Origin of the sequence: Flavihumibacter sp. ZG627 (genome assembly GCF_000814325.1) — a bacterium.
Taxonomy (GTDB): Bacteria; Bacteroidota; Bacteroidia; order Chitinophagales; family Chitinophagaceae; genus Flavihumibacter.
This window is the reverse complement of sequence record NZ_JPHF01000002.1, coordinates 399,327-423,479: the sequence shown is the minus strand read 5'-3', so window position 1 is coordinate 423,479 and position 24,153 is coordinate 399,327. Positions and strand designations below refer to the sequence as shown.

General features: G+C 45.8%; 18 protein-coding genes and 1 tRNA gene. 11 read left to right on the top strand and 8 right to left on the bottom strand.

Going from position 1 to position 24,153, the window contains the following annotated elements; genetic code table 11:
* Positions 1-3 precede the first annotated feature (3 nt).
* A complete protein-coding gene (locus HY58_RS05395; RefSeq protein ID WP_039128989.1) occupies positions 4-1,596 on the bottom strand; it encodes a peptide chain release factor 3 in 1,593 nt (530 codons plus the stop codon).
* A 67-nt stretch (positions 1,597-1,663) separates the two neighbouring features.
* On the opposite strand from HY58_RS05395, the gene HY58_RS05390 reads away from it, so the two are divergent.
* The 3 genes from HY58_RS05390 (at position 1,664) to ctlX (ending at position 5,023) form a co-directional block, all read left to right on the top strand.
* The gene (locus HY58_RS05390; protein WP_172644602.1) at positions 1,664-2,485 is read left to right on the top strand and encodes a universal stress protein; all 822 of its coding nucleotides are present in this window, start codon (positions 1,664-1,666) and stop codon (positions 2,483-2,485) included.
* Between the two features lie 153 nt (positions 2,486-2,638).
* A complete protein-coding gene (locus HY58_RS05385; protein WP_039128983.1) occupies positions 2,639-4,093 on the top strand; it encodes an arginine deiminase family protein in 1,455 nt (484 codons plus the stop codon).
* 9 nt (positions 4,094-4,102) lie between these two features.
* On the top strand, positions 4,103-5,023 hold the full coding sequence (ctlX, locus tag HY58_RS05380) for a citrulline utilization hydrolase CtlX (RefSeq protein WP_039128980.1): 921 nt from the start codon (positions 4,103-4,105) through the stop codon (positions 5,021-5,023).
* Here the strand turns inward: ctlX and HY58_RS05375 are convergent.
* Together HY58_RS05375 and HY58_RS05370 are read right to left on the bottom strand one after the other, a co-directional pair.
* Entirely contained in the window at positions 5,012-5,899 is an 888-nt protein-coding gene (locus HY58_RS05375) for an SDR family oxidoreductase (protein ID WP_039128976.1), read from the bottom strand. The two genes, ctlX and HY58_RS05375, sit on opposite strands and share 12 nt — an antisense overlap.
* On the bottom strand, positions 5,899-8,022 hold the full coding sequence (locus HY58_RS05370; RefSeq protein WP_039128973.1) for a prolyl oligopeptidase family protein: 2,124 nt from the start codon (positions 8,020-8,022) through the stop codon (positions 5,899-5,901). Before HY58_RS05370 ends, HY58_RS05375 begins: the two co-directional genes overlap by 1 nt.
* A gap of 168 nt (positions 8,023-8,190) precedes the next feature.
* On the opposite strand from HY58_RS05370, the gene pfkA reads away from it, so the two are divergent.
* Both pfkA and pyk read left to right on the top strand, forming a co-directional pair.
* Positions 8,191-9,177 carry a 6-phosphofructokinase gene (gene pfkA / locus HY58_RS05365; RefSeq protein ID WP_039128971.1) on the top strand — a complete coding sequence of 329 codons (987 nt, stop codon included), beginning with the start codon at positions 8,191-8,193 and terminating at the stop codon, positions 9,175-9,177.
* Positions 9,178-9,210: 33 nt separating this feature from the next.
* A complete protein-coding gene (pyk, locus tag HY58_RS05360) occupies positions 9,211-10,701 on the top strand; it encodes a pyruvate kinase (protein WP_082022051.1) in 1,491 nt (496 codons plus the stop codon).
* A 141-nt stretch (positions 10,702-10,842) separates the two neighbouring features.
* On the opposite strand, the gene HY58_RS05355 is transcribed toward pyk, so the two are convergent.
* Positions 10,843-11,571 carry a copper homeostasis protein CutC gene (locus HY58_RS05355; RefSeq protein ID WP_039128968.1) on the bottom strand — a complete coding sequence of 243 codons (729 nt, stop codon included), beginning with the start codon at positions 11,569-11,571 and terminating at the stop codon, positions 10,843-10,845.
* Positions 11,572-11,589: 18 nt separating this feature from the next.
* Positions 11,590-12,624 (bottom strand): N(4)-(beta-N-acetylglucosaminyl)-L-asparaginase, encoded by a 1,035-nt coding sequence (locus tag HY58_RS05350; RefSeq protein WP_039128965.1) that lies wholly within the window; start codon positions 12,622-12,624, stop codon positions 11,590-11,592.
* A gap of 90 nt (positions 12,625-12,714) precedes the next feature.
* On the opposite strand from HY58_RS05350, the gene HY58_RS05345 reads away from it, so the two are divergent.
* From HY58_RS05345 to HY58_RS05330, 4 genes are all read left to right on the top strand, one after another.
* On the top strand, positions 12,715-14,598 hold the full coding sequence (locus tag HY58_RS05345; protein WP_039128961.1) for a CocE/NonD family hydrolase: 1,884 nt from the start codon (positions 12,715-12,717) through the stop codon (positions 14,596-14,598).
* 78 nt (positions 14,599-14,676) lie between these two features.
* Entirely contained in the window at positions 14,677-17,019 is a 2,343-nt protein-coding gene (locus HY58_RS05340; RefSeq protein ID WP_039128959.1) for a family 20 glycosylhydrolase, read from the top strand.
* A 9-nt stretch (positions 17,020-17,028) separates the two neighbouring features.
* Positions 17,029-18,978: a glucosamine-6-phosphate deaminase gene (nagB, locus tag HY58_RS05335; RefSeq protein WP_371197892.1), complete on the top strand. Its 1,950-nt coding sequence runs from the start codon at positions 17,029-17,031 to the stop codon at positions 18,976-18,978.
* A gap of 80 nt (positions 18,979-19,058) precedes the next feature.
* A tRNA-Arg gene (locus HY58_RS05330) sits at positions 19,059-19,132 on the top strand.
* A gap of 58 nt (positions 19,133-19,190) precedes the next feature.
* Here HY58_RS05330 and HY58_RS05325 read toward each other — a convergent pair.
* Positions 19,191-19,721 carry a DinB family protein gene (locus HY58_RS05325; protein WP_039128954.1) on the bottom strand — a complete coding sequence of 177 codons (531 nt, stop codon included), beginning with the start codon at positions 19,719-19,721 and terminating at the stop codon, positions 19,191-19,193.
* 100 nt (positions 19,722-19,821) lie between these two features.
* Complete coding sequence (locus HY58_RS05320) at positions 19,822-20,541, bottom strand: hypothetical protein (protein WP_039128952.1); 720 nt, start codon at positions 20,539-20,541, stop codon at positions 19,822-19,824.
* A 324-nt stretch (positions 20,542-20,865) separates the two neighbouring features.
* Here HY58_RS05320 and HY58_RS05315 point away from each other — a divergent pair, with 324 nt between their 5' ends.
* Complete coding sequence (locus HY58_RS05315; RefSeq protein WP_039128948.1) at positions 20,866-21,432, top strand: DUF2911 domain-containing protein; 567 nt, start codon at positions 20,866-20,868, stop codon at positions 21,430-21,432.
* A 2-nt stretch (positions 21,433-21,434) separates the two neighbouring features.
* Positions 21,435-23,501: a copper-translocating P-type ATPase gene (locus HY58_RS05310; protein WP_082022050.1), complete on the top strand. Its 2,067-nt coding sequence runs from the start codon at positions 21,435-21,437 to the stop codon at positions 23,499-23,501.
* Between the two features lie 16 nt (positions 23,502-23,517).
* On the opposite strand, the gene HY58_RS05305 is transcribed toward HY58_RS05310, so the two are convergent.
* Positions 23,518-24,153, bottom strand: coding sequence for an alpha/beta hydrolase (locus HY58_RS05305; protein WP_039128945.1), 636 nt, complete (start codon positions 24,151-24,153; stop codon positions 23,518-23,520).

The window sequence follows — 24,153 nt, the reverse complement described above, 5'->3', positions numbered from 1 at the left end:
TAATCAGATCATTTCCTTATGGATCTCTGATGTAAAGTGGAATTCAATATCCGGGTTATTGGTCCTTTCTGTATTCAGGAACCATTCACTTTGTGCCAGGTATACCAGGTGACCATCTTTGTCTTCAGCAATATTGGATGACTTAAAGCGGATGAAATCCTGGAGTTTTTTGGGATCATCACTTGTTATCCAGCATGCCTTATAATAAGGCTGGGCGCGGAATTCAACAGAGGCACCATATTCCTGCAACAATCGGTACTGTATCACTTCAAACTGAAGTTCACCCACACAACCGATGATCTTTTTATTACCACCAAACTGCGTGAAGAGCTGCGCAACGCCTTCATCTGTAAGTTGCAGCAATCCTTTTTCCAGTTGCTTGGTTTTCATTGGATCCTTGTTCAGTACTTCTTTGAAGATTTCAGGTGAAAAGGATGGAATACCGGTAAAGTAAAACTCCTCTCCTTCTGTAAGTGTATCTCCTATTTTAAAATTTCCGGTATCAAATAATCCCACTACATCACCAGGATAGGCTTCTTCAATCACATCCTTGCTGCGGGCGAGAAAGCTATAAGGGTTACTGAACCTCACATCCTTATCAAGCCGCACATGATGAAAATATTTATTGCGTTCGAAGCGACCTGAACATACACGCAAAAAGGCGATCCGGTCGCGGTGCTTCGGATCAAGGTTGGCATGTATCTTAAAGATGAATCCGCTGAATCTATCTTCTTCCACATCAACTTTTCGCTTGGTGGTTTCGCGGCTTCGTGGGATAGGTGCTATCCGAATGAAGGTGTCAAGCATTTCCTTCACGCCGAAATTGTTAACCGCACTCCCGAAGAATACCGGCGCCACTTTACCAGCCAGGTAATCTTCCACATTGAGTTCGCCATGAACACCATCCACCAGTTCAACATCTTCCCGAAGAACAGCAGCATCACGGGCTCCCAGCTTATCATCTAGAACAGGGTCAGTGAGGTCTTCAAGTTGCAATACCCCGTCTTCCGCCTTGGTATGGGCAGTGAATAGGCGAAGATTCTTATTATGAAGATCATATACGCCCTTAAAATCCTTACCACTGTTGATAGGCCAGGTAAGGGGATGGAGCTGGATACTTAGTTCTTTTTCAATTTCTTCTATCAGATCGAAACGGTTCTTACCATCACGGTCCATTTTATTCACAAAAACGATCACGGGGGTATCCCGCATGCGGCAGACCTCCATCAGTCGACGGGTCTGCTCTTCCACCCCGTTTACACTGTCAATAACCAGTATTACACTATCCACCGCGGTAAGGGTTCGATAGGTATCTTCGGCAAAATCTTTGTGGCCGGGCGTATCCAGAAGGTTTATAAGGATGCCCTGGTATTCGAAGGTCATCACTGAGGTAGCAACCGAAATTCCTCTCTGGCGCTCGATCTCCATGAAGTCGGAGGTAGCGTGCTTCTTGATCTTATTGCTCTTTACCGCCCCGGCCGTCTGGATAGCACCTCCAAACAGGAGGAGCTTCTCAGTAAGGGTGGTTTTACCGGCATCGGGGTGAGAAATAATGGCAAAACTGCGGCGTTTAACTATTTCTGAATGATATTTCATGACGGGCGCAAAGGTAATACATGCGGAGGATGAAGAATCATTTTGTAAATTTCCACAAATAAATACCATGAAGAGACTGCTTGTTCCTATCGATTTTTCAGAAACCTCGCGTAATGCTGCCCGCTATGCTGCTGCACTTGCAGCAGATCTGAAGGACACAAAACTGGCTTTTTACCATGTTTTCAGCCCTGTTCTTGCCGGTTCGGATGGTACCCCCCTGGAGAACAATACAGAAGCACGCAGGCAGGTGGTTGAAATGGCCCTGGGTAATATTGTGGCCGACCTCCCACCGGGACTGGATGTTGAAACGATCGCCGAAGAAGGTGATTCCCTCACTGAAAACCTGGTTAGATATGTAAGACACCAGGGGGCCGACATGATCATAATGGGCCTCACAGGCGCTACCCGCCTGCAGCAATTGCTGATGGGAAGTAACTCCCTCAATATGGCCCTGGAAGCCGTTTGCCCGGTTCTCATCGTTCCACCAAATGCAGCATATAAAGGAGTGAAAAATATTCTTTTCGCAACCGATATGAAGAATGCAAAAACCAGTACCCCCATTCACCAGTTAAGATCAGTCCTTTCCATCTTCGAGGCTAACCTGCATATTGTAAATATTGATGTTGACCATTATGTGGAACTGACTGAAGAGTATAAAAAAGAAAAGGCCGATCTGCAGCAGATGCTGGACGGTTTCAACCCCGAATTCTACTTTATCCGGATCGGTGATTTCGTTGAAACCATTAATATATTCTCTAAAGACAAAGACATTGACCTCATCATAACAGTGCCTCGGAAACATAGTTTCTTTTCTGCCCTGTTCAACCCAAGTAATACAAAACGCCTGCTTTATCACACCCATGTTCCGGTTGTGGCCATTCGGGAATAATACTGTAGTTTTGGCATATACAATGTACAGCACAATAGCCATATCATCATTTGCTTCCAAAGCACTTCCGGCTAACTATTACCAGCCTTACTGACAGCGCTGTTATATTTCCTGCTGTTTACTAAATTCTTATTTAGTTATAATCATTTTTATATGCCTAAAGACTTAGCATTTGCCAACGTTACCAGCGAAATTGGTACACTTAGAAGATTATTAGTTCATAGTCCCGACAGCGGCCTCGGAAAGGTGGTTCCTTCCAAAGCGCAGGACTGGCTCTTTGAAGATATTGTTCACCTGGATACCATCCGGCGGAAAGAGTATGATTATTATACCAAGATCCTGCTCTATTTCCTTGATCCCGAAAAGATCAAAGGCAGGTTGAAGGAGATCGATACTCCTGATGCGAAAAGGAATTTCTACAAGCCCGCCCACAAGGATTTTTATCGCTCAGATAAAGTGATAGAATTGCAGTGGCTGCTTGAAGAGATCCTGGAAGACCGGGAGATCAGGATCACCCTGGTGGCCTCAGTTTGTGCTATTGAAGGCTGCTCCTATGAAAGCCAGCAGGAGATGATGAACCACTCTCCCGCTGACCTCGCAAAGATTTTCATCAGCGGTAGTCTTTCTGATAAGATCATGCTCTTTCCGCCAATCCCAAACTTTATTTTCACCAGGGATATTGGTATCACCATCAACAACCATATCCTTCTTAATAAGCCGGCTAAAAAAGCCAGGACCCGTGAAGCGCTGCTGGTGCGTTATATATTTTTTAACCACCCGCTTTTCGCCGACCTGCGCAACAATATCATTGAACTCCCCGATACCCACCAGCATTTCCTTTTACCAAAAGAAGGTGATGACAGGAAGGTAACCCTCGAAGGTGGCGACGTGATGGTTGTTAGTAAAGATCATGTGCTGATAGGCGTAAGCGAAAGAACCAGTATGGAAGCCGCTCACCAGGCGGTACATGCCCTCTTTAATAAAGGCGTGGTTAAGAAAGTTTCTGTAGTGAAGATCCCCAAGAAACGCGACTATATGCATATCGATACGGTGTTCACCCAGGTTAAAAGAAATGTATGGGTTATGCTGGGACATTTCTCCAAAAAGGCAATCAAGAAAGATGATGCCGATATCGTTCAACGTATCCTCGAAGGCAAAAAAGAAGATCATAAGATCAAGATCATTCAATTCCGCAAAAAAGATCTTGATAACCCCGTTTATTTCGATAACCTCGAAGACCTGCTCACAGATATCAGCCGTAATGATCTTGGCTGTGATGAAAAAGTTCGATTCATCTATTCCGGCAATAATGAGTTTCCTTTTGATGCACGCGAACAGTGGACAGACTCCTGCAATGTACTCGCACTGAAAGAAGGCGTGGTGCTGGGTTATGACCGCAATGATAAAACCGCCGATGCCTTTGTAAATGCAGGCTTCACAGTAATAGAAGCAAAGGAACTTCTCAATCAACTGGAAGAAGGAACAACAACAGTGGAGAAGTTAAAGGACTGCCTCATTACAATGCCTTCTGCTGAATTATCCAGGGCACGCGGGGGCTTCCATTGTATGAGCATGCCCCTCCTGAGAGATCCACTGGATGAAAAATAAAATAATACCATGCAAACCACTTCCCATATAATGATGATAAGGCCGGTGAACTTCAGCTTCAATGCCGAAACGGCCGTGAACAATGCCTTCCAGGTAGCCACCGAGTCTGATGATGCACAGGATAAAGCGGCCGCTGAATTCGATGGATTCGTGGGCAAACTGCAACAAAATGGCATAGACGTTACCGTTATACATGATACTCCGGAGCCCTATACACCCGATTCAATTTTTCCCAACAACTGGGTTAGCTTTCATGATGATGGAACCGTAGTATTATACCCCATGTTTGCCGTCAATCGCCGCGCTGAAAGAAAGCCCCAGGTACTTGAAAATATATTCGGCAAGTTTGATCATAGCCAGCTGATCGACTGGAGCAAAGAAGAAGCAGCAGATCGTTTCCTGGAAGGCACCGGTAGTATGGTGCTAGACAGGGAAAATAAGATCTGTTATGCCTGCCTCTCACCCCGCACCAGCCAGGAACTCGTTGGCCAGTTTTGCCAGCAATTCGGATATTCTGCTGTCACCTTTTTCTCGCGTGATCAGCAGGGCCGCGAGATCTACCATACCAATGTAATGATGTGCGTGGCCGATCAGTATGTGGTGATCTGCCTTGATTCCATCACAGACCCGGCCGAAAGAGAAATGGTTGCAGAAAAGATCAGGCAGAGTGGCAAAAAGATCATAGAAATATCTATAGACCAGATGAATTCTTTCGCTGGTAATATGCTTCAGGTGAATAATAAGGATGGGAAGAAATTCCTTGTGATGAGCTCACAAGCCTATCATTCCCTTTCTGCAAACCAGCAACAGGAACTGGAGTCATTCAACCCTATAATACATTCTGATATCACCACTATTGAAACCAATGGCGGTGGCAGTGCGAGATGTATGATGGCGGAGGTTTTCCTTCCCCTTAAATCATTGTCTTAGATATTCAAGCGATTCATCAATGGACCTGGGCGCAAAACCCAGTTCCATTGATGCTTTCTCAATATTAAACCCGGTTAATAATGGTCGCCTTCCGGGCTGACTGAAATTATCAGCGGTAACTTTCTCCAGCAACCCGCTATCCAATCCATAAGCGCCTGCCAGTTTCAATGCAAACCGGTATGGGGTAAGCTGGTCCTTCCCGGACAAATGCCAGATCCCCTCTTTTTGCTTTTCTACCAGCAAGAGTATTCCATTCACCAGGTCATCTACAAGTGTTGGGGTTCGCCACTGGTCATCCACCACTTTTATAGCTTTGCCGGCTTCAAGACTTTCCCTGATCCAGCTATAAAGATTTGCCCTTCCCCCTTCTGGTTTTGCACCATATACCAAACAGGTGCGCACAATGGCCCACGGTATGGTGGATGTTTGCACAACCGCCTCTGCCTCTACTTTTGTTTGCCCATACCAGCTGATCGGATTAACATCATCTTCTTCACTATATATTCCCCGCTCACCATCAAATACAAAATCAGTGGAAAGAAAAATAAAGTAACTGCTGAATTCTTCCGCGTCCAGTAATAATCTGGCAGTTGCCTCCACATTCAACGAATGTGCTTCCTTCTGCCTTTGCTCACATTCATCTACCTGCGTCATTGCAGCTCCATGAATAACCACTTCAGGCTTCTCCGCTTCCATTATACTCCGAAGCTGAAATGGATGGGTTATATCAGCATCATACCATCTCAATAAATTATGCTCAAATCCTAACCTTGATGGCCCTTTACCGGTAGCTATCACCTCATGGCCGGCAAGCGCCAATGCTTTCACCAAAACCCTTCCCACCAGGCCATTGGCCCCTGTAACCAATACTTTCATCAGTTGAATTTTGGGGTGAGTCCCATATGGTAAAATGCAAATGACATCAGGTCGGCATAGAGCTCAATCGATTTACTAAGATTACTTGCGCCATGTCCCGAATTGGTATCGATCCTGATGATCACCGGATTCTCTCCTTTGTATTTTTCCTGCAAAGTGGCGGCATACTTAAATGAATGTGCAGGCACTACCCTGTCGTCATGATCCGCTGTTGTAATGATAGTAGGTGGATACGCAATTCCTTCCCTGATATTATGAATGGGGGAATATTTATAGAGGAAGGGAAAATGTTCAGGTTTCTCGCTGCTTCCATATTCGGCGATCCAGTTCCAGCCGATCGTAAACTTCTGGTAGCGCAACATATCCATCACACCAACCTGTGGAATAGCAACACCAAAAAGATCCGGACGCTGGTTGATCACAGCGCCTATTAAGAGTGCGCCGTTTGAACCTCCCTGTATAGCAAGTTTTTTTGGATTGGTATATTTCTGACTCACCAGGTATTCTGCTGCTGCAATAAAATCATCAAATACATTTTGCTTCTTTTCGAGCATTCCTGCCTCATGCCATTTTTCACCAAGCTCCGAACCGCCTCTTAGGTTAGCAACAGCATACACACCACCCTGCTCAAGCCATGTTAAATTCACCGCACTGAAACCGGGTGTCATGCTGATATTGAATCCGCCATAAGCATATAACAAAACAGGGTTTTCGCCATTCAATTCAATTCCCTTTTTATGCGTGATGAACATCGGAACCCTGGTACCATCTTTTGAGGGATAAAACACCTGCTTTGTTTCGTAGGCCTTTGGATCATAGGATGGTATGGTTGGCGCCTTAAAAACGGATGATTTTTCTGTGGCGATATCATACCTGAAAATCGTGGGCGGATAAGTATAGGAGCTGAAAGTGTAGAACAAATCCTTATCATCCATATTGCCATCAAAACCGCTGACGCTGCCAATTCCCGGCAAATTCACTTCTCCTTCAGGGGTTCCATCACTATTCACGATATAGATATGTGAACTGATATTCTCGAGGTAGTTGAGAAATAATTTTCCACCTCCGCTTCCCGCACCCTGCATGGGATAATTACGCTCTTCTACAAATGGCTCCCAGGCTGCTAAATCAGGATTCTTTGCATTGGCCACCACCAATTTATAATTGGGCGCCTTATCATTGGTGCGAAGGATGATACGATCATTAAAATTATCAATCCAGGAATAGAGATATTGTCCGGGTTCTTTCACCAATGGTTTCCAATTCTTATCAGCAGATTTGCTATCCTTTATCCAGAGTGCATTGCCCTGAAATCCCTTGCCCCTGTCGCTGATATTCAATATCAGAAATCTTTCATCTTCACTGGTTGAGGCAATATGAAAGCGCTGTGGATTTGCTGCATCCTCATATATCAGTTGATCTGCTTTCTGTGAACTGCCTATCTTATGATAATATACCTGGTGATTCTCATTCCTGGTACTTAGTTCTTTTCCTTTTTCAGTTGCCGGATATCGGCTATAATAAAATCCATTTCCCTGCCAGGCAATGCCAGATACCTTTACCCACTCAAGCTGATCAGCAAGGTCCTTACCCGTTTGCAGATCGCGCACGCGATAACTCTGCCAGTCGGACCCTCCTTTTGATAATGCATACACAGCATAACGGCCATTTTTTGATAGCGAGAAACTGGTCATCCTTGTGGTTCCATCCGCAGATAATTTATTGGGATCTATTACCAGTTGCTCGGCACCCGTCAATCCCTTGCGGCGATATAATACAGATTGATTCTGTAGTCCATTATTGCGATAGTAATAATAATATTCACCCTTTCTGTTTGGCGCGGTAGTTTTCTCATAATTGCTGACCTCCAGCATTCTTTTTTTCCAGTCTTCACGGAAGCTGATTTTATCAAGATGTGAAAATGTCACCTTATTCTGTTCTTTCACCCATGCCCTGGTTTCTTCACTGTTATCATCTTCCAGCCAGCGGTAAGGATCCTCTACTGCGATGCCATGATAATCTTCTTTGGTATCGGTTTTTCTTGTTTCGGGATAGTTGAGCTGTGCAAGCCCATCCAAACTAACAAGTGTAAGTAGAACAATAATGATATTTTTTGATCGCATATTGCTTTTTTTTGAAAATGTACCCCTGCAAAATACAACAGCTCACCTGTTCTCCCGCATAATCATGGCAAATCCTTATTTTTGGCGCGCCTAAGCAAAATATTGCCGGCTCCAGCGAACCTTGCCACGCTAACTTTATGACTAACCAAAACAAATTAATTTAATTCAATGAACGATAGAAAGGTCACAAAAATCGGGGTGCTGACCTCTGGCGGTGACTCACCCGGAATGAATGCTGCGGTTCGGGCAGTGGTGCGTACCGGGCTTTACCATGGATTAGAAGTGTATGGAATTATCAGGGGTTATGCCGGCATGGTAGAAGATGATATTTACCAGATGGAATCAAGATCGGTTGCCAATATTATCCAACGCGGTGGTACCATACTTAAAACAGCCCGGTGTAAAGAATTTTTTGAATATGAAGGAAGGAAAAAAGCCTATGAGAACCTCAAGAATAGAGGGATCAACGGGCTCGTAATTATAGGTGGCGACGGATCTTTCAATGGTGCCCTGAAATTCAGCCAGGAATTTGATATTCCCTGTATCGGACTTCCGGGTACTATCGACAAAGATATTTCAGGTACAGATTTCACCATCGGGTTCGACACGGCAGTGAATACTGCTGTTGAAGCGATCGATAAGATCCGCGATACAGCAGATGCGCACGACAGGCTTTTTATTATTGAAGTGATGGGGCGTGATGCCGGTTATATTGCTTTACACAGCGGCATCGCAACCGGTGCTGAACATATTCTTATTCCGGAGCGTAAAACTGATATCAATAGCGTTCTGGACAGCCTGCTGGAAAAAGAAAAACGCAAGAAGCTGGTGAACCTCATTGTAGTTGCTGAAGGCGATGAATTTGGTGGTGCAGAAGAGGTTGCCAAACATGTTAAAGCAAGATTACCTAAAGTAGATACCAGGGTTTGTATACTGGGCCATATTCAAAGGGGTGGATCACCAACCTGTCTCGACCGGCTGATCGCCAGCAGGATGGGATACCATGCCGTGGAATCACTCATGAATGGCCGCCACAATGTGATGGTGGGTATCCAGAACAATAAGATGCATTATACCCCGCTGGAAAATGCGGTTAAAGCAAAGCAGAAAATAAATGAGGAATGGATGAAGATCGTTAAGATCCTCGCCTCCTGATGAACAAGCATTCAAGCAACGAAACCAAAACATATGTCTAAACACGCTTCCAAATACCTGCACCAGCAGATGGATAAAGAAGCAGGTCGCCAACACGCTTTTAAAAGAACGAAGATCGTAGCAACTGTTGGCCCGGCCTGTGATAAATACGAACAACTCCTGGCACTGGTAAAAGCTGGCGTCAATGTATTCCGACTGAATTTTTCCCATGGCTCCCATGAGGACAAACAAATGATCATTGACCATATCCGCAATATCAATTCTACCGAGCCTTATAACATTGCCATCCTCGGCGACCTGCAGGGCCCTAAGCTCCGCGTTGGCGAAATTGAACACAACAGTCTTATGGTCAGCGAAGGTGATATCCTCACTTTCACCAATACAAAATGTATTGGCACCATGGAAAAGATCTATGTAAGCTATCCTAACCTGCATGCAGATGTAGTGGTAGGCAACAGGATCTTTATTGATGATGGTAAAATTGAAGTGGAAGTTGTGGAGATCACCCCAGCCAATGATGTAAAAGTGATGGTAACACTGGGAGGAAAGATCTCTTCCAAGAAAGGGATCAACTTACCCGATACTAAGATCTCACTTCCTGCCCTAACCGAAAAAGATCTCGCCGACCTCGATTTCATCATCGAGCAAAAACTCGACTGGGTTGCGCTTTCTTTTGTTAAACGTGTTGAGGACCTGCGCGACCTCCGTGCCATTCTTGATAAGAACGAAAGCAAGACCAAGGTCATCTCCAAAATAGAGATGCCTGAAGCCATCACCAACCTGAGGGATATCATCCTTGAAAGTGATGGTGTGATGATCGCACGGGGCGACCTTGGTGTTGAGATCCCGATGGAGCAGGTTCCGCTGATCCAGAAAGATATCATCCGCAAATGTATGCACCGCGCTAAGCCGGTTATCGTTGCAACGCAGATGATGGAAAGTATGATCGATCGTGTTAAGCCCAACCGAAGCGAGGTGACCGACGTTGCCAATGCCGTTATGGAAGGCGCTGACGCTGTGATGCTCAGTGGTGAAACCGCTACAGGGCAACACCCTGTGCTGGTTATTGAAACCATGAGTAAGATCATTGGTGAAATAGAGAACAAAGCGTATAATTATAACCGTGAGGATGATCTCACGCCGCAGCCGCACTCACCATCATTTCTCAGTGATGCCATTTGTTACAATGCCTGTAAGATCGCGAAGGATGTCAACTCTGATGCACTGATTGGTATGACCCAGAGTGGTTATACCGGTTTCATGTTATCCAGTTACCGTCCCCGCTCACCACTCTATATCTTCACCAAGGAAAGGACCCTCGTAAACCAGCTCAGCCTGAGCTGGGGAGTACGTGCCTTTTTCTATAATGAAGAAGAAAGTCTGGATGATATTATCTCCGACCAGATCGAGATCCTCAAGAGCCGCGGCTTCATCAATGGCGGCGATGTGGTTGTAAGTACAGGTAGTACGCCAGTGCGTGAGCATTTACCTACCAACGTGCTGAAGATCACGACAGTGAGGTAGAGGGATGGAGAGATGGAGGGATGGAAGGAGGCAATAGGCAATAGTGAATGGAATAGTAGAAAATAGAGCATAGAATAGAATGAAAATAGAGAAAGGCTGCCAGCATTCTGGCAGCCTTTATTTATTGGATATTGTCTACTTCTATTGCCTATTGCCTATTGCCTCCCACATCTTCCTAACCTCCTCTCCATCCACCGTCCACTGATCCATTCCTTCGTTCATATTTTCATTATGCCAGAGCATTGTGGTTTGCTTCAGGGTGCGGGCAGAGCTGTGAAACTCGCGAAGACCGGTTGCAGCGGCAATGGCACCAATATTAGTTGAGCGTATGCCCGAGCCCGGTAGTATGATAATGCGGTCGTCAGCAGCTTTGATCCATTCCTGCAATGGTGATATGCCCTGCTCTACTGTATCCCGCCCTCCTGATGTCAGTATCCGGTTGCAGCCGGCCTCAATCACTTTCTCCAACGATTCAAGCGGATCCTTCACCCTGTCGAATGCACGGTGAAAAGTTACTTCCATTGGGTAGGCAAGTTCCACCATGGCAGCGATCTTTGGAAAATCAATGGACCCTTCCCTGGTGAGCATACCTATCACTACCCCATCCATTCCGCTATCTTTTGCCAGCCTGATATCGGAAAGCATGATCGAATACTCTTCATCGTTATAATGGAAATCTCCTCCCCTCGGCCTGATGATTGGGAATATAGGAATTGTTGCCGCCTCCCTCGCTGCCTTCATCATTCCATACGAAACAGTTGTGCCTCCTTCAAGTGGATTGGCACAGAGTTCTATCCTTCCCCCTCCTGCCTCCTCTATGATCTTACAACTTTCAATATTGAAAGCAATCACTTCAAGTATATAATCCATTGTAAGTGCTTGAAATGATCAGATTAAGAATTTTGCATTTTTTGTATAAGGCCCACTCTCGGTATGCACTGCATAGTTAAATCCATCTATAAGTGAATAAGCACCAACCTCACCCTGTTTGTTGATAGCAATAAAACCAGCCTGTATCTCTTTTGCCTTCTGCAGGCCATTCCGCTTCACAATCCGCTCCACTGCTTTCTTACAGGCTTCCTCAGGTGAATGCCCCGCGCGCATCATCTCTACTATAGTATGTGAACCACAGATCCTGACAATTTCTTCTCCCACGCCTGTTGCCGTTGCTGCACCTACCTCGTTGTCTACAAATAATCCGGCACCAATAATTGGCGAGTCGCCCACCCTTCCATTCATCTTGAAAGCCATACCACTGGTGGAACAGGCACCACTTAAATTACCATTACTATCAAGAGCAAGCATCCCAATGGTATCATGGTCATGCTGCTGCCCGGGCTTTTTCTTATTCTTTTTATTTCTTTCTTCGAGATGTTCAACAGTGATCATCGGATCATACCTGGAGGTCTTCAACCAGTTGCGCCAGGCTTTCTCCGCTTCGGGTGTCAGCAGGTTGGTCTTGCTGAAACCCTGCTCCAGCGCGAACTTTAGCGCACCTTCACCTACCAGTTGTACATGCGGTGTTCTCTCCATCACCAGCCTGGCAACTGAAACAGGATGCAGAATATGTTCCAGGCACATCACGGCACCACAATTACCCCACTCATCCATCACACAGCTGTCCACCGTAACCTTTCCATCCCTGTCAGGTAGTCCGCCGTATCCAACACTCTGGTCGGTTGGATCAGCCTCAGTTACATGGATACCTTTTTCAAGCGCATCCAGTGCCCTTCCATTTGCTGCAAGAACTTGCCATGCAGCCGCATTGGCCTTTGCATTGGGCGCCCAGGTGGAGATCACCACCGGACCGGATGCTTTCCCCAGTTTTCCGCCAACCGGGCTGGCACGCAGTTGCTCTTTACCGATCAATACACCCAATGAACCAAGCAGCGACTGCTGCAGAAATTTTCTTCGCAATAACATGTATACAGAATTTGAATTTCAAAGTAAGGCATTTTGACCCATCAAATCAGTATTTTTAAGCCCTCATCTTTTTCAAACAATATATTCAACATGAGAAAATCCATTTTCATTCTGTTGGCCTTATTCACTGTTTTGATTTCACAGGCACAGACCCAATACACACTCGACTCCGCCTGGATCCGTGATAACTATGTGAAAACAGAAACAATGATCCCTATGCGCGATGGCACCAAACTCTTCACTGCCATCTATTCACCAAAAGACCAGTCGGAGAAACATCCCGTTCTCATGACAAGAACTCCATACTCCTGCGCACCCTATGGCGAAGACAGGTACCGCAACTTCTGGGATAATCACTGGAGATACTATATGCGCGAAGGCTATATCATCGTTCTGCAGGATGTGAGAGGCCGGTGGATGAGCGAAGGTGAATTTGTTGATGTAAGACCTTTCATAAAAGACAAAAAAGCGAAGACAGATATTGATGAAGCAAGTGACACCTATGATACTATCGACTGGCTCACAAAAAATATCACCAATAATAATGGCCGTGTTGGAGTGATGGGAATTTCCTATCCCGGATTCTACTCCACCATGGCGGCGGCAAGCGCACACCCGGCACTGAAAGCCGTTAGTCCTCAGGCACCGGTTACGGACTGGTTTATTGGTGACGACTTCCACCACAATGGCGCCCTCGCCATCATGGACGGATTTAATTTCTATGCCGGCGGATTCGGTTACCCACGCCCAAATCCCACCACCAAAGTTCCTGTTAACGCACTTAAAATTCCTCGCAACGATAATTACAAAACTTTCCTGGAAATTGGCGCTCTTCCCAATTTCATGAAGCTTACCGGCGACAGTATAAAATTCTGGAAAGATCTCTATGCACATCCCAACTATGATGATTTCTGGAAAGCAAGAGATGCACGCCGGGCTATGGTTGATATCAAACCAGCTATGCTGACTGTGGGTGGAACTTTTGACGCAGAAGATGTTTTCGGTGCCTGGAATCTTTACAAGGCTATAGAAAAACAAAGCAGTAATACCAATAGTAAACTGGTGATGGGCCCATGGTACCACGGGCAATGGAGCCGAGCCGATGGCAGCTATCTCGGCAATGTTCATTTTGATAGCAGAACAGCAGAATGGTACCAGAACAATATAGAGATCCCTTTCTTTAATTATCACCTCAAGCAACAGGGTGCTGCCCCCGCACTGGCAGAAGCAACCATTTTCTTCACGGGTGAAAACAAATGGCGCCAGTTTGAGAACTGGCCACCAGCACCAATGAAAGAAACAGCTATCTATCTGCAGCCCGATGGCTCTCTCGCATATACAAAACCGGTAGGCAAAGCTGCCCCGAGCGAATATATAAGCGACCCTGCCAAACCTGTTCCCTATACCGAAGATGTTCATTTCAACCGCACCCGTGAGTACATGACCGATGACCAGCGTTTTGCCAGCAGAAGGCCCGATGTGCTTACCTTCCAGACAGCAGTACTTGAGCAGGACCTTACCCTGGCCGGACCATTGATTGCCGATCTCCTCGTAAGCATCAGCAGCACCGATGCCGACTTCGTTGTTAAGCTGGTGGATGTTTTCCCGGATGATTTCCGCTATGAGGGAAACCGGTCTGATGATGAATCGTACCCCATGGGGGGCTACCAGATGCTGGTACGTGGTGAGATCATGCGCGGCAAATTCCGCAAGAGTTTTGAGACCCCGGTGGCCTTTAAACCTAATGCCGTTGAACGCGTTAAATTTGAACTTCCTGATGTTGCCCATACCTTCAAAAAAGGACATCGCCTCATGGTACAGATCCAGAGTAGCTGGTTCCCACTGATGGATCGTAACCCTCAGCAGTTCCTGAATATCTATGAAGCCAAAGACAGCGATTTCAAAAAGGCTACCATCCGCATTCACCACGATGCTGCCAATTCCTCCGCCATCTTATTACCCGTTGTTAAATAAGAATGCATAAAAGATAATTTTAAGACCGGTTTCCTAAAGTGCCGGTCTTTATTTTTGCACCCGGAATAAACAATCAAAATGATGAGAATCTACGCCTGCCTGCTGGCGCTGGCTACCACCCTTGCCACCAGCCTCTCTGCTCAAAACTATAGTATCGTTCCCGAGCCTGTTTCCTTTACCCTTTCTAAAACTGCCGGATCCTTTACGGTGAATTCATCCACCAAAATAAATAATATGGGAAGCGGTCTCGAACCGTCCGCCAACTTCCTCGCTTCCTATGTTCAGAAACTCTATGGCACAAAACTCGACACCATCAGAGGGGGAAATATCGCTGATATCACTCTCTATAATCTCTTCAACAAAGAACCACGTGCAGGCGCCTATGAACTGCAGGTGAACAGCAAAGGGATCTTCATTGGTGGCGATGATGCAGAAGGTGTTTTTCATGGAGTACAAACATTGCTGCAATTACTTGCTCAGAATAAGAAGGACGCTGGTTTCACACTACCGTTTATGACTATCCGCGATTATCCGCGCTTTGCTTATCGCTCCATGCACCTCGATGAAGGAAGGCATTTCTTTGGAATGGATTTCGTGAAGAAATACATTGATTATCTCGCCATGCATAAGATGAACTATTTCCACTGGCATCTTACCGAAGACCAGGGCTGGCGTATCGAGATTAAGAAATATCCGCGCCTCACAGAAGTTGGTGGATTCCGTAATGGTACTATCATTGGTCGCTATCCCGGCACAGGTAATGATAACCTGCGCTATGGCGGATTCTACACCCAGGACCAGATCCGTGAGATCGTTAAATATGCTGAGAGCAGGCATATCACCATTATTCCGGAAATTGAATTACCCGGTCATGCATCTGCAGCAATTGCAGCCTATCCCGAACTTAGCTGCTTCCCTGAAGAAGCCACTTATAAATACTTCCCGAAAGAAAGTGTATGGGCTGGCGATACAACAGGCAAACAGGTTATCCAGGGATGGGGCGTATACGATGATGTTTTTGTTCCATCAGAAAATACATTCAAGTTCCTGGAAGATGTATTTGATGAAGTGCTTGCTCTCTTCTCTTCAAAATACATTCATATTGGTGGCGATGAAAGTCCCAAGACCAACTGGAAACGCTCAGCCTTCTGCCAGCAACTTATAAAAGAAAAGGGCCTCAAAGATGAACATGAATTACAGAGTTATTTCATCCAGCGTGTGGAGAAATTTCTCAATGCAAAAGGAAGAACCATCATTGGCTGGGATGAGATACTGGAAGGCGGCCTTGCACCCAATGCAGTCGTAATGAGCTGGCGCGGAGAAGAAGGCGGGATTGCTGCCGCAAAAGAAAATCATAAGGTGATCATGACTCCCGGCAACTATGTGTATCTCGACCACTCACAAACTCGCAATGAAGATTCGGTTACTTTCAGTGCCTATACACCAATAGAAGAGACCTATAGCTATGATCCGCTCCCGGCCGAACTTCCAGCCGATAAGCATTCTTATATCTGGGGCGCGCAAGGTAATGTGTGGACAGAATATATGAAGAACCCATCGAAAGTAGAGTACATGATATTTCCCCGACTCAGTGCGCTGAGTGAAGTTCTCTGGAGCCCAAAAGAGAAACGTAGCTGGGATGCATTTGATAAGAAAATTCCTTTCCTGATCGATCTCTACAAATTGATTGGCACCAATTACAGCAAGGCATATTTCGAAACAGTAGCCACTGTGGAGCCTTCGGCTAACCATGAGGGTTTGCTGGTGAAACTGGAAAGCCCGCTGGCAGAAGCAAAATCAATTTATACCCATGAGATCCCCGGTGCTACAACTGCCGACAGGAATAATTATAAGCAGGCAGTTAAGATCAATGGCAGCAGCAAGTTTACTTACTGGACCGAACTGGATGGCAACCCAATGAGTTCTAAGGTTACGCTTGATTTTAGTATAAATAAGGCCAGCGGCAAAATGATCACTCTCGCAGATACTCCTTCTAAATCATACCCCGGACAAGGTGGTGCATTCGGACTGGTAAACGGATTACGTTCAGCAAAAGGAATGAACTCCGTTGAATGGCTTGGTTTCAATGGTGATGACCTGGATGCAACAATAGATCTTGGCAGATCAACTACCATTTCATCCGTTGAATTGCATATACTGGAATCACCCGGAAGCTGGATCTATGCACCCCGGATTCTGGAAGTCCAGGTATCAAATGATGGAAAGAATTTTAAGACTGCCGGAACTACGCAAACGTTTGACAAGAAGGAGCTGATGATGGGTTCTATGACAATTAATACAGGCAAACAACAGGCACGCTACATCAGGCTAAAGGCCCGTAACCAGGGCGTTATAGCCGATGGGAAGGCAGGCGCAGGACATAAGGCATGGCTCTTTGCAGACGAGATCATTGTACGCTAATAAACAAAGATTATTACCTTCGGCTCTTACTTTCAACACAAAAAAACCAACACTATCATGGTTGATTCATTCGAGAAGGTCCCGGTTCGGATCTTCAATGATCTCAAACAGGGATCGGCTTTTATTGCTGCTGAAATAGCCGCCACTATCCGGCAGAAGCAGGCAGAAGGTAAACTTTGCGTACTCGGTCTCGCAACCGGTTCCTCTCCAAAAACTGTTTATGCAGAGCTGGTGAGGATGCATCGAAACGAAGCGCTTAGTTTTAAAAATGTTGTCACCTTTAACCTCGATGAGTACTATCCCATCGACAATGATGCATTGCAGAGTTACAACCGCTACATGAAAGAGCAACTATTTGATCATGTAGATATTGATACCGCAAATATTTATATCCCCAATGGTGAATGGCCAAAGGAGGATATCAAAAAATACTGCGCCGCTTATGAAGCAAAGATCGAAGCCCTTGGTGGCGTTGATGTGCAAATACTTGGTATTGGTAATAATGGTCATATCGGTTTCAATGAACCCGGCAGCAGCAGGTTTTCAAGAACAAGATTGATCACCCTCGAAAATTCAACAAGGATCGCTAACTCATTTGAGTTCGCCAATATATCACAGGTTCCGAGGCTTGCAGTAACGATGGGTATTGATACCATCATGAAGGCCAAAAAAGTTTACCTCATGGCATGGGGACCCATGAAAGCTCCGGTATTGCAGAAGGCGGTTGAAGGTGATGTTACTGAACAGATCCCCGCTTCTCTCCTCCAACAACATCTCGATACAGTATTTGTAGTGGATGAAGCCGCTGCGGCTGAGCTTACCCGTTTCAAATCACCCTGGCTTACCGGAGATACAGAATGGACACCCAAGATGGTGAAGAAAGCAGTTGTGAGTCTTGCCCTTAAAACTGGCAAGCCGGTATTGGGACTCACCAACAGCGATTATAACGATAGCGGATTGGGTGACCTGCTGGTTGAAAAAGGAGATGCTTACGAGATTAACCTTCAGGTATTTTATATGCTTCGCGACACCATCACAGGATGGCCCGGCGGTAAGCCCAATGCAGTGATACCAGCACATCCTGAAAGATCTATCCCCTATCCAAAACGCAGCCTGATATTTTCTCCCCACCCCGATGATGATATCATCAGCATGGGAGGAACGTTCATGCGCCTGCACGACCAGGGCCATGAGGTGCATGTAGCCTACCAGACCAGTGGAAACATTGCCGTTACCGATGAGTTCGTAACACGCTTCCTCGATTTTGCTGTAGGCTTTGAAGAGATATCGGGTATAGATGCCAGTAAGAGCAGGAGTATTGAAGCAGATGCAAGACAATTCCTCGCAACCAAGAAACCAAGCGATAGTGACACGGAAGAGATCAGGGCTATCAAAGGATTGATCCGCCGATGTGAAGCGAAAGCAACCTGCCGCTATGTAGGCATCAGCGATGATAATATTCATTTCCAGAACCTGCCCTTTTATGAAACAGGAAGGGTGGAGAAAAAACCTATGAGTGAAGAAGATGTAGTGATCACGATGGAGTTGTTGCGCAAGCTTAAACCTCACCAGGTTTTCTGTGCAGGCGACCTCGCCGATCCGCATGGCACCCATAAGGTTTGCCTGGATATCGTTTTTGAAAGTCTGCGTCGCATCAAAGCCGATGGAGATAGCTGGGTTGAAGATTGCTGGGTATGGTTGTATAAGGGAGCATGGCAGGAATGGAATATCGAGGAGATCGAGATGGCCATACCAATGAGTCCCGACCAGATGATGAAAAAACGTTTTGGCATTTTCATCCACCAGAGCCAGAAAGATATGGTTCCATTCCAGGGATCCGACAGCAGGGAATTCTGGCAGCGTGCTGAAGACAGAAACGGACAGACCGCCAGGTTATATGCGCAGCTGGGACTAACCCAATACGCTGGTATGGAGGCATTTGTACGCTGGCACTACTGATATTTTATAAAATAAGGGAAGCGGAAGTTTTGGAAAATTGATCCGCTTTCCCTTATCTTTGCAATCCCATTTACGGGAATGGCTCTGTAGCTCAACTGAATAGAGCATCTGACTACGGATCAGAAGGTTTCAGGTTTGAATCCTGACAGAGTCACTAAAAAAAATGAGCAGCTATAAGCTGCTCATTTTTTTTGGGTATATAGCTCCAATGCTCAGAATAATTTCTCCTGCGGAGGCGTCACTTTTGCAAGTCGAAGATAAACCGTTGTTTGTCCACGATGGTGTGCCTGGTGCTCCAGCATTTTTGCCAGGGCTGAAGCTTTCGTAATCTCGAAGCGGTCAAAAAACTTCATCTTCTCATTCATCTGCGCAGCGGTAATATTTGGTAGATTTTTTATCACAAAATCATAGCTGTCCATCACCATTTTCGTAACTGCTGCTTTTGATTTATCCTTTGCCTTTTCTGCTTCTCCAAATGCAACCGGACTTGCCACACCTGTAATTGCCGACATGAAACCAAAATTGGCATCGGTGATATGAAGCATCTGGTCAGCAAAGGAGCGCATCTCTGGGGTAGGCTTAAGCGCATAGTCGGCTTCAGACATGGCATCAAGATATTCCTTGGTATAGGCCTTTGATCTTTCCCAGTCTTTTACCATATCATCAAGGGAAGTCTGGCTCTGGGCGAAAAGAGAAATGCCGAACAACAGGCAAACCGTTGCCATTAAGTTTTTGAAAGTCATGTTTTTTGAGTTTTGGTGTTTATATTACGTAGATGTCCATCCTGGTTATCACAATTATCTTACCATTTTATTTAATATCAGATTAAGAAGGCTTCAATAATTATTTAGATCCCAGGTCCGCCCTGGTAAAAAGCATTTCACCCCACTGATGATCTACTGTCTTCTGGGTAACCTCCAGCCACTTCTCGAATGAGCCTGCACCATTTGCAGCAACATATCTTTCAGGAAAAGGCTTCCGGAATCCTGTTTGTCTTTCTTTTAATCCATCCTTATATCTTGTTACTACTATCAGTTGCGGCGCACCAGATGAACTCGATTCATAAACAGCAATATTCATTTTGTCAGCCTCCCACATCTTTTTCAGGCCCTTGTAATTCTCGATGATCTCACCATACATCCCGGGCTTGAAAAACACATGGTTAATGGCATATTTCTCGGAGTAATCATCTGGTTTAACTGTACTGAGGTCTGGAAGGTAAACAGCATAAAGAGAGGAAGTTTTTTGGGAAAGATGAATGGCTATATTCTTGTTCCAGTCGGCCTGGTGTGCCGCCCCAAGATCACCTCTTTTATCAACCTGGTCCCATGTATGCGGCCCTTCCACGAGGGTGTATCCACCTGCATCAGGCCCCGACATGATCTCTGCAACACGCCACTTATAGTCGCCCGTGTGAAACTTTTGCGCATGGGCTGCAATCGCTTTTTCGAACTCCGCTACCTTGTCGGGCTTAGGGAATACCCGGGTAGCATTGATCACATTCTTTTCCTGGCTGTTCCCATAAAACGGAACAAGCATCAGGAGAAGGAATAACTTTCTCATGACCGAAATTTTAATGTTAATTAAATAAAGGGGGTATTGTTGTTATAGGGAACCGCGAAGACTATTAAGTTAAGAAATATTCAAATATTTTCCTTAAAATAATTCGTGTATCCATTGTGCGGAAACTACCGCTTCTGAAACCCCACCGTCCATCAGGCGGGACCATTCTTTCCTACCCTTCTCGATCATGAAGTATAGCGGATAGAGTCCCGGTTTTAACCAACTTATACTCTGCAACAGTAGTATCTGATACTAATTCTGATGTTCATGCTACCAATCGATTCTAAGTTAATAGCCTATTTTTATGGACAAATAATCCGAAAAATGATCAAATTAATCCGGCTCATCACTGTACTCCTCCTGGTTATTAACGCAAGCGGCGCAATGGCTCAAAAGCAGGAAGAAGTTTGTTATAATCCCAACCTGGTAAAGGATACCAGTAAAAAAAGTATTAAGTCAATGGCCTTCGCGCTGATGGGCGATGATAGCATGAAGATCGTTTATCATTCGCCGGGTGTGCGCAACCGCGTGATCTGGGGTGGATTGGTTCCTTATGACGATGTATGGGTAACAGGTGCACATGATGCCACTACCCTTGAATTCAAAGAGGCAATTGTTATTGATGGCAAAACAATCCAACCCGGCAAATATGCCATCTTCACGATACCGGGTAAGAAAACATGGACCTTCATTATAAATTCCAACTGGCAGCAACACCTTGCATCAGAATATGAGCAGGCAGAAGATATAATCCGTTTGCAGGTGAAGCCCAAAAAGAATACCCACACCGAAAGATTGCAATACTTTATTGAAACAACGGAGGCTAAGAAAGGTCAGCTATCTATGGCATGGGAGAAGAAAATGATCCAGGTGCCCTTTACAATCCGCTAATCATGGACCACTCACATCATCAACATCCCGACAACAAGAACAAAGATCACAATAAACACCAGGAGCATAGCCAACAACAGCAGCATACTCATGATAAGCAACATAACAAAGAAGCACATAATAAACACGCCGGGCATCACACAGAAGACTTCCTGAAACGATTCTGGATCTGCCTGCTTATAACAGTACCCATACTTTTATTATCACCCATGATCCAGCACTGGATCGGGATCGATATCAGCTTTCCCGGTAGTAAATACCTGCTGCTGGCGCTTGGCACAGCCATTTATATCTATGGCGGGATGCCATTCCTTAAAGGCATGGTCAGTGAGCTCCGCAACAATGCCATGGGAATGATGACCCTTGTCGCAATAGCTATAACCGTTTCCTTTTTTTATAGTGTAGCGGTGATCTTTGGACTGGCGGGGATGGACTTTTTCTGGGAGCTGGCTACCCTGATAGATATCATGCTGCTGGGTCACTGGCTTGAGATGCGCTCAGAAATGGCAGCCTCGCGCGCACTGGAATCATTGGTGGAATTACTCCCCTCTACTGTACATATTGAAGTGGATGGTGCAGTGAAAGATATTCCCTTGCAGCAATTGAAAAAGAATGATATCATCCTGGTGAAGCCCGGTGAAAAAATAGCGGCAGATGGATTGGTGCTTGAAGGCAGCAGCACCGTCAACGAAAGCATGCTCACCGGTGAAAGCATGCCGGTTCAAAAAGAGAAGGATGCCAAAGTTATTGCCGGCTCAGTGAATGAAAACGGGGTGATAAAAGTTCGTGTAACCGGCACCGGGAGCGACAGCTATCTCAATAAAGTAATACAACTGGTACAGTCGGCCCAGGCAGCAAAATCCAACACCCAGAACCTCGCCGACAAAGTTGCCAAATGGCTCACTATTATTTCCATAATTGTTGGAGTGCTCACTTTTATTTACTGGATTACCAAGGCGCAGGGCATTCCATTTGCACTGGAGCGACTGGTAACGGTGATGGTCACTGCCTGTCCCCATGCCCTTGGGGTGGCTATACCACTGGTGGTAGCCATCTCCACCAGCAGGGCGGCGATCAGGGGACTCCTGATACGCAACCGCACTGCATTTGAGAATGCCCGCAAGTTAACGACCATCATCTTTGACAAAACCGGAACCCTTACAAAGGGTACCCATGCTATCCGGAATATCATCCCCCTTAGTAATCAATATACTGCTGCGGAAATATTGCAGTATACTGCCGCCGTTCAACAAAATTCTGAACATTTTATAGGCAAAGGGATCATGAAAAAACTGGGGGAAGATAAACTTGAACTCTGGCCATCCACTGATTTCACTTACCTGCAGGGGATCGGTGTTTCTGCCAGGGTGAAGGATAAAATGGTGATTGCCGGCGGACCGAATTATTTCACTCAGTATTCACTTCCCGTTCCTGAAATACCAGCTTCAATTGACCAGCTAACAGAAACTGTGATCTTTATTCTCTTTGATAAAGAGCCTGTTGGAATAATCAGTTTTGAAGACTCTTTAAGAGAGACATCAGGAGAAGCCGTTGCGAAACTCAGGGAGATGGGCATCAAGTCTTTCCTGCTTACGGGCGACAATGAAAAGATCGCTGCTGCTGTTGCCGGCAAACTAAAAATGGATGGATATCTCTCCAATGTATTGCCGCACCAGAAGCAGGAAAAAGTAAAGGAGTTTCAGGCGGGCGGAAAATTCATTGCCATGACGGGCGATGGCGTCAATGATGCGCCTGCCCTTGCACAGGCCGATGTTGGCATTGCCGGGGGAACGGGTACTGATGTGGCAGCAGAAACCGCCGATATCATCCTCGTGAACAGTGATCCGCTGGATGTGGTAAAGATCATTTCATTCGGCAAGGCAACCTATGCCAAGATGATCCAGAATCTTTTCTGGGCCGTTGGGTATAATATTATCGCAATTCCCCTTGCTGCCGGCATCCTTTATCCCAATTTTGTTCTAAATCCTGCCGTGGGCGCCATACTCATGAGCGCAAGCACCATCATTGTTGCCATCAACGCACAACTCCTCCGCTACCGCCTCAAATAATTCTTCCATCCCTCCATCACTCCATCACTCCATTCCATCCCTCCAGCACTCCATTCGCTTCCAAAACCTCTTCCCTACTTATGGTATGTCCCATCCCCGGATACACCTTCTCCACCACCGCCGCATTCATATTGCGCAGAATATTGGAACTGGCATAAACCCTTGCAACAGGAACATGCATATCAGGATCGCTGGTACCAATAAATACCGGTGTTCCGGCAAAATCACCTTTGTAGTTTTCGGGATTGATCTTCTCGCCTATAAGTCCACCCGTGAACGCAATTACCCCGCCATACCTGGCAGCATTCCTTGTTACAAATTCCAGCGTCAGACAAGCACCTTGTGAAAACCCGCCGAAGAAAATATTCTCTTCTTTTTTACCGCTTGCCTTCAATTCTTTTACTAGATCTTCTAACAGTGATAAAGCTGAACTAAGCCAGGGTTCATTCTGTTCCACCGGTGCCATAAACGAATAGGGATACCAGCTATTATTGGTAGCCTGTGGTGCCAGCAGTGCGAAATCCTTTACCGACAGGTGATCGGCCAATCCTAAAATATCTTCTGCACTGCCTCCTCTTCCATGAAGCAGTATCAAAACCTTATCGGCCGCAGCTAGTGGTTTGCCCGCGCTTACTATATTCTTCTTATGCAT

What these genes read in the sequence shown, in the direction of transcription:
- HY58_RS05395 (WP_039128989.1), bottom strand. Translation starts at nt 1,596, where the DNA reads ATGAAATATCATTCAGAAATAGTTAAACGCCGCAGTTTTGCCATTATT.
- HY58_RS05390 (WP_172644602.1), top strand. Translation starts at nt 1,664, where the DNA reads ATGAAGAGACTGCTTGTTCCTATCGATTTTTCAGAAACCTCGCGTAAT.
- HY58_RS05385 (WP_039128983.1), top strand. Translation starts at nt 2,639, where the DNA reads ATGCCTAAAGACTTAGCATTTGCCAACGTTACCAGCGAAATTGGTACA.
- ctlX (WP_039128980.1), top strand. Translation starts at nt 4,103, where the DNA reads ATGCAAACCACTTCCCATATAATGATGATAAGGCCGGTGAACTTCAGC.
- HY58_RS05375 (WP_039128976.1), bottom strand. Translation starts at nt 5,899, where the DNA reads ATGAAAGTATTGGTTACAGGGGCCAATGGCCTGGTGGGAAGGGTTTTG.
- HY58_RS05370 (WP_039128973.1), bottom strand. Translation starts at nt 8,022, where the DNA reads ATGCGATCAAAAAATATCATTATTGTTCTACTTACACTTGTTAGTTTG.
- pfkA (WP_039128971.1), top strand. Translation starts at nt 8,191, where the DNA reads ATGAACGATAGAAAGGTCACAAAAATCGGGGTGCTGACCTCTGGCGGT.
- pyk (WP_082022051.1), top strand. Translation starts at nt 9,211, where the DNA reads ATGTCTAAACACGCTTCCAAATACCTGCACCAGCAGATGGATAAAGAA.
- HY58_RS05355 (WP_039128968.1), bottom strand. Translation starts at nt 11,571, where the DNA reads ATGGATTATATACTTGAAGTGATTGCTTTCAATATTGAAAGTTGTAAG.
- HY58_RS05350 (WP_039128965.1), bottom strand. Translation starts at nt 12,624, where the DNA reads ATGTTATTGCGAAGAAAATTTCTGCAGCAGTCGCTGCTTGGTTCATTG.
- HY58_RS05345 (WP_039128961.1), top strand. Translation starts at nt 12,715, where the DNA reads ATGAGAAAATCCATTTTCATTCTGTTGGCCTTATTCACTGTTTTGATT.
- HY58_RS05340 (WP_039128959.1), top strand. Translation starts at nt 14,677, where the DNA reads ATGATGAGAATCTACGCCTGCCTGCTGGCGCTGGCTACCACCCTTGCC.
- HY58_RS05325 (WP_039128954.1), bottom strand. Translation starts at nt 19,721, where the DNA reads ATGACTTTCAAAAACTTAATGGCAACGGTTTGCCTGTTGTTCGGCATT.
- HY58_RS05320 (WP_039128952.1), bottom strand. Translation starts at nt 20,541, where the DNA reads ATGAGAAAGTTATTCCTTCTCCTGATGCTTGTTCCGTTTTATGGGAAC.
- HY58_RS05315 (WP_039128948.1), top strand. Translation starts at nt 20,866, where the DNA reads ATGATCAAATTAATCCGGCTCATCACTGTACTCCTCCTGGTTATTAAC.
- HY58_RS05310 (WP_082022050.1), top strand. Translation starts at nt 21,435, where the DNA reads ATGGACCACTCACATCATCAACATCCCGACAACAAGAACAAAGATCAC.
- HY58_RS05305 (WP_039128945.1), bottom strand. Translation starts at nt 24,153, where the DNA reads ATGCATAAGAAGAATATAGTAAGCGCGGGCAAACCACTAGCTGCGGCC.